Here is a 5,865-nt window from a genome sequence, read left to right on the forward strand (position 1 = left end):
GTGTCGAAGCGGCGACAGAAGTCGCCAGCCGTGGTGGGGTCGGGCACACGCCGGGCACCGAGGGCGTCGAGGTACGCCTCGTCGTTGCGGAGCAATTCCAGGTGCTCCAGGCACGTTCCCCCGGCCAACAGGTTGTAGGCGATGTTCAACACGTGGTCAGAGTCGTGATAAGGCAACTGGATCTTCAGCAGCCCGAGGTGATGGTCGATCGCCTGATCAAGCCCGAGTTTCCGCACCAGCAGGTGGATCGCGCCGATACCCCCGTGGGTCGTGGCCCGCGTTCGCTCGGCGATCTCGTAGTGGATGTTCGAGGCGGTCATCATGGGCCTGTCACAGCCTCGGTTGTCGTCCCGGTCCAGCCGCCGCGTCGCGCTCGAGGGCGCGGAGCCCGCGCGTTCGGCGCGCCTCTTCGTTTCGGCCGCGGACCCAGAAAGCGACGAAGGGGCGAGCGCGATCGTGTTCGCGCTCGACACGACCGAGCAGCGCGCCCTGCAGGAAAACCTTGCCCAGAGCCAGAAAATGCAGGCGATCGGCCAGCTCGCCGGCGGCGTGGCGCACGACTTCAACAATGTCCTGACCGCGATCATCGGCTATTCGGACCTGCTACTCGCCAATCACCGGCCGACCGACCCGTCGTTCCAGGACATCATGCAGATCAAGCAGAACGCCAACCGCGCGGCCGGCCTGGTGCGGCAGCTGCTGGCGTTCTCGCGCCGTCAGACGTTAAGGCCGCAGACTCTGCAGCTCAACGACGTGCTGTCGGAACTGCAGATGCTGCTGCGGCGTCTCGTCGGCGAGCCGATCGCGCTCGACGTCGTCCATAGCCGGGACCTGTGGCTGATCAAGGCAGACCTGAACCAGTTCGAGCAGGTGATCGTCAACCTTGTCGTGAACGCGCGCGACGCGATGCCCCACGGCGGCAAGATCACGCTCCGCACCCGCAACTTCCCGGCGGCGGAATGCGAGAACCTCAAGGACCGCGGCGTCGCGCCCGCCGATTATGTGCTCGTCGAGGTCCAAGACACCGGGCATGGCGTCCCGGCGGAGGTGCTGGACAAGATCTTCGAGCCCTTCTTCACTACGAAAGAGGTCGGCAAGGGCACCGGCCTCGGCCTGTCGATGGTCTACGGCATCGTCAAGCAGACCGGGGGATACGTGTTCTGCGACAGCGAGCCGGGCAAGGGCGCGACCTTTCGCATCCTGCTGCCCCGCCTCGTCGAGGCCGAGAGCGAAGCGCCGGTCGTCAAGGAGGCCGCCAAGCCCGCCGCCGACCTCACCGGCCGCGGCGCCATTCTGCTGGTCGAGGACGAGGAAGCGGTGCGCGCCTTCGCCGCGCGCGCGCTCGCCTCGCGCGGCTACACGGTGCTGGAAGCCGAGTCGGGCGTCGAAGCGCTGAAGGTGGTCGAGGAGGCCGGCAGCCCGATCGACCTGATCGTCTCCGACGTCATCATGCCCGAGATGGACGGGCCGACCATGTTGACCGAGCTGCGCCGCCGCGGCGTCCTGGCCAAGGTCGTGTTCGTCTCGGGCTACGCCGACGACGCCTTCGCCCGCAACCTGCCCGGCGAGGAGAAGTTCGTGTTCCTGCCCAAACCCTTCACCCTCAAGCAGCTGGTCGAGACAGTGAAGGGCGCGATGGCGTGAGGCGGCGCTCGCCGCTATAGGTCAACGGAGAGAGCTGCAGCCACCGGGTGTCACGTTGAGGACCGAAATGCGTTTCGAGGGCACGAAATCCTACGTCGCGGGCGAGGAACTGAAGACTGCGGTCAACGCCGCCATCGCGCTCGAGCGCCCGCTGCTCGTCAAGGGCGAGCCCGGCACCGGTAAGACCTTGCTCGCGCAGGAGATCGCCTCGGCGATCGGCGCGCCGTTCATCGCCTGGCACGTGAAATCCACCACGCGCGCGCAGCAGGGCCTGTACGAGTACGACGCGGTCTCGCGCCTCCGGGACTCGCAGCTCGGCGACCCGCGCGTCTCCGAGATTTCGAATTACATTCGGCGGGGAAAACTATGGGAGGCGTTCGTCTCGCCGGCCCGCCCGGTGCTGCTCATCGACGAGATCGACAAGGCCGACATCGAGTTTCCCAACGACCTCTTGCTCGAGCTCGACCAGATGGAGTTCCACGTCTACGAGACCGGCGAGACGATCAAGGCGAAGCTGAGGCCGATCGTCCTGATTACCTCGAACAACGAGAAGGAGCTGCCGGACGCCTTTTTGCGCCGCTGCTTCTTCCACTACATCCGCTTTCCCGACACGGAGACGATGCAGCGCATCGTCGAGTCGCACTATCCGACGATCAAGCCACGCCTCGTCGAGGAGGCGATGCGCTCGTTCTTCTCGCTGCGCGAGACGCCGGGCCTGAAAAAGAAGCCGACCACGTCCGAGCTGCTCGACTGGCTGAAGCTTCTGCTCAACGAGGACGTGTCGCCCGAGACTTTACGTGAGCGCGAAGCCAAGAAGCTGATCCCGCCGCTGCACGGCGCGCTCCTCAAGAACGAGCAGGACGTGCACCTGTTCGAGAAGCTGGCGTTCCTGAGCCGCCGAGAGCGCTGAAGGGGGAAAGCCCAGGCTTGCGCCGTTTCGCGAATCGGTCTCACCGCAGGAGCTGCGCCAGCGCGCGTTGAAAAGACGCGTTGGAGATCTGGATCAGGCCGGAGGCCGGCCTGTCCATCTCGAGCGTGAGATAGAGAGCGCTGGAGAGCAGCAACGCCGTCGCGACGAACGTCGTCGTCACGACCGCGTTGCGCGGCGCCCGAAATCCGAGGCCGGCGAAAATGACGAGCAGCCAGACGGTCAAGGCGACAATGAGCGGCGCCGGGATCGTTCCGCCCGCGGCGTCTATGACGACCCACCGCTCCTGCACGACTCGTCGATAGATCTGGCGCGCGTCGTTCCAGACCGCCGGCTTCTGATCGGTCGAGGCCTTTATCGCCCGGAGGCTCGCGCCCGCTGCGTCAAGCCAAGCCTCCGCTTGCAGGCCCGCCTCGAGAATATCGTCCTCATCGAGCGCCGTCCGGGCGTATTCGACCAGGCGCGGACGGGCCTCGTCAGCCTCGGGGCCCAGCGTGCGCAAGATCCGATCCAGCAGGATGACCTCGGTGGCAAGGGCGTGAACGTTACTGTTATTGATCTCATAGGTATTTTTTGCGGAGTTCAACATCAGACCGAGAACGACAGACGTCATCACGACAAAGATATTCGATGAAAGTCTGACGATCTCGACCGTGTCCTCGGCCACGTGTCTGGACGGCAGCCGGACATTGATGAACGCGCCGGCGGAAGCGGCGCCGATGAGACACAGGAAGGTCACGATCGGTACGAGATATTCCGTCAGGATCAGCCCCCGTGCGCGCGTTTCGCCACGCCGCGCCGCCCCCTCACAGTCAGCCCCTGAGATTGCGCCACGCTTGGCGCCTGCGACTTTTGGGCGCGGCCTTCTTGCGCGGACCGCCGCCAAAGAGCTATTGCGACCTATGCGCCGTCTGTACCTGATCCGTCACGCGAAGGCCGAGCCCGGCGTCGGGCAGGACGATTACGAGAGGGCGCTGACCGATCGCGGCCGCAACGACGCCCGCCGCGTCGCCTGCGCGCTCGCCGCGCACGAGAGGCTACCCGAAGTGCTCGTCCACTCGGGCGCGCTGCGCACCGTACAGACCGCCGAGATCTTCGCCGCGCAGTGGCCGCGCCGGGTCGAGTTGCAGGAGGAGATCGGGCTCTACGACGCGACCCAGGCGATGCTGTTCGCCCGCGCCCGCGCCCTGTCCGATTCGATCGAGACCATCGGCTTTGTCGGCCACAATCCGGCGATCGGAGAGCTCGCCGCGACACTCGCCGGCTACGGCGCCGATCCGGAGCTGCGGCGCGTCAACGTCAAATATCCGACCGGCGCCGTCGCCGTGATCGATTTCGAGATCGATTCGTGGAGCGACATCCACCGCAAGGGCGGGGTGCTTGTCCTGTTCCTCACCCCCTCCGAGCTCGAGGCCGAGACGGACTGAGCCTCTGTCCAAAGAGCGTAGCGCCCCCTAAATAGTCGCCGCTGATTTCACGCGCGGACCCCGCCTTGTCTGTCTTCTCCGATCTTGTGTTCGAGGCGGGGCTCGTCGCCCGTTCGCTCGGCGACTACTTCGCCGGCGGGGCTGTGCGCCTCGGCGTGACCGGCCTGTCGCGCTCCGGCAAGACGGTGTTCCTGACGGCGCTCGTCAGCAACCTGATCGCCGGCGCCCGTCTGCCAGTGCTCGCGGCCTCCGCGGAAGGGCGCATCACCCGGGCGCGTCTCGAGCCGCAACCCGACGACGCCGTGCCGCGCTTCGGCTACGAGGACCACGTGGCGAGCCTCATGGGCCCCGACCGTCAGTGGCCGCAGTCCACGCGGCGCATCTCGCAATTGCGGCTGACGATCGAATTCGAGACCGCGAACCGCTGGAGCGGCCGCGACGCCAGCCTGACGCTCGATCTCGTCGACTATCCCGGCGAGTGGCTTTTGGACCTGCCGCTCCTCGACAAGACCTACGCGACCTGGGCGCGCGAAACCCTCGCCGCCAGCGAAACTTCCGCTCGCGCGCCGCTGGCGGCCGGCTGGCGCGCCGCGCTCGCGGGCCTCGACGTCCACGCCGAAGCGAACGAGGACCGCGCGCGCGAAATCGCGGAAAAGTTCACCGCCTATCTGCGCAAGGCGCGCGAGAACGTCTACGCGCTCTCGACCCTGCCCCCCGGCCGCTTTTTGATGCCGGGCGACCTCGAAGGCTCGCCGGCGCTGACTTTTGCGCCAATCCCCCTCGGCGAGGGGGACGCCATCGTCTCGGGCACGATGGCGGCGATGATGGAGCGCCGCTACGAAGCCTATAAGACCCATGTCGTGAAGCCGTTCTTCCGCGATCATTTCGCCCGGCTCGACCGCCAGATCGTGCTCGTCGACGCGCTGACCGCGCTGAATTCCGGCCCGGCGGCGCTCAGCGACCTCGAGAACGCGCTCTCGGAGGTCCTCTCCGCGTTTCGCGCCGGCCGCGCCTCGAGCTTCGCCTCGATCTTCCGCCCGCGGATCGACCGAATCCTGTTCGCCGCCACCAAGGCCGACCACCTGCACCACACGAGCCACGACCGGCTCGAGGCGATCCTGCGCCTCCTGACCGCCAGGGCCATTGCGCGCGCGGAGGGGGTCGGCGCCGAGATCGACGTCATTGCGCTCGCCGCCATACGCGCCACCCGCGAGGCGGAAATCCGCCAGCAAGGCGAGATTCTCAAGGCGATCATCGGCGTCCCGGAAAAGGGGGAGACGATCGGCGGCGACGTCTTCGACGGCGTCGCGGAGGCCGCCGTCTTTCCCGGGGAACTGCCCGCCGACCCGGCTTCGATCTTCGCGGGCGACGCCATCGCGCTCCCCGAGGCCGACAACGACTGGCGCTTCGTCCACTTCCGTCCGCCGATCACGCAGCGCGGCCAGCCCGCCCCGCACATCCGGCTTGACCGCGCGCTGCAATTCCTGATCGGGGACCGTCTGGCATGACCGAGCGCCCGCCCCGCCCCCGCGCCTTCCGCCTCGACGATGCGCGCATCGCGGTCGACGACGGCCCGGCCCCGCTCGCGCCCTCCGCCGTCATCCAGTCGCAGCACGACCCGATCCCCGCCACAACCGCGCCTCCCGCGATCGACGAGGCGGAACGCGAGGTGGAGGAGGCCCAGAAATCCGGCCTGCTCGCTCGGTGGCGCTTCAGTCTGGGCTCGATTCTGTGGACCGGACTCGGCGGCCTCGTCACGCACGCCTACGGCCAGTGGGCGACCAGTCTGATCGAGGGCCTGTTCGACAACGCCGAATCGCTGGGCCTCATCGGCCACCCCATCGGAAAACTGTACGGGATCGGCCT

4 protein-coding genes and 3 pseudogenes are annotated in these 5,865 nt (G+C 67.2%); 5 read left to right on the plus strand and 2 right to left on the minus strand.

Annotated features, from left to right (window positions below):
• Positions 1-323 (minus strand): annotated as a pseudogene (locus ACLP25_RS28160) (IS1380 family transposase); the annotation flags it as partial.
• A 46-nt stretch (positions 324-369) separates the two neighbouring features.
• Between ACLP25_RS28160 and ACLP25_RS28165 the strand changes: the two are divergent.
• Positions 370-1,644: pseudogene (locus ACLP25_RS28165) on the plus strand (ATP-binding protein); the annotation flags it as partial.
• Positions 1,645-1,711: 67 nt separating this feature from the next.
• The gene (locus ACLP25_RS28170) at positions 1,712-2,554 is read left to right on the plus strand and encodes an AAA family ATPase (RefSeq protein WP_442472403.1); all 843 of its coding nucleotides are present in this window, start codon (positions 1,712-1,714) and stop codon (positions 2,552-2,554) included.
• Positions 2,555-2,594: 40 nt separating this feature from the next.
• On the opposite strand, the gene ACLP25_RS28175 is transcribed toward ACLP25_RS28170, so the two are convergent.
• Positions 2,595-3,311 carry a bestrophin-like domain gene (locus ACLP25_RS28175; protein ID WP_442472404.1) on the minus strand — a complete coding sequence of 239 codons (717 nt, stop codon included), beginning with the start codon at positions 3,309-3,311 and terminating at the stop codon, positions 2,595-2,597.
• Positions 3,312-3,474: 163 nt separating this feature from the next.
• Between ACLP25_RS28175 and ACLP25_RS28180 the strand changes: the two genes are divergently transcribed.
• The 3 genes and pseudogenes from ACLP25_RS28180 to ACLP25_RS28190 all read left to right on the plus strand — a co-directional run.
• Complete coding sequence (locus ACLP25_RS28180) at positions 3,475-3,999, plus strand: SixA phosphatase family protein (protein WP_442472405.1); 525 nt, start codon at positions 3,475-3,477, stop codon at positions 3,997-3,999.
• Between the two features lie 65 nt (positions 4,000-4,064).
• Entirely contained in the window at positions 4,065-5,507 is a 1,443-nt protein-coding gene (locus tag ACLP25_RS28185) for a YcjX family protein (protein ID WP_442472406.1), read from the plus strand.
• Positions 5,504-5,865: pseudogene (locus tag ACLP25_RS28190) on the plus strand (YcjF family protein); the annotation flags it as partial. The gene ACLP25_RS28185 and the pseudogene ACLP25_RS28190, both read left to right, overlap by 4 nt.

This window comes from Roseiarcus sp., assembly GCF_052145395.1.
Classification (GTDB): domain Bacteria; phylum Pseudomonadota; class Alphaproteobacteria; order Rhizobiales; family Beijerinckiaceae; genus Roseiarcus.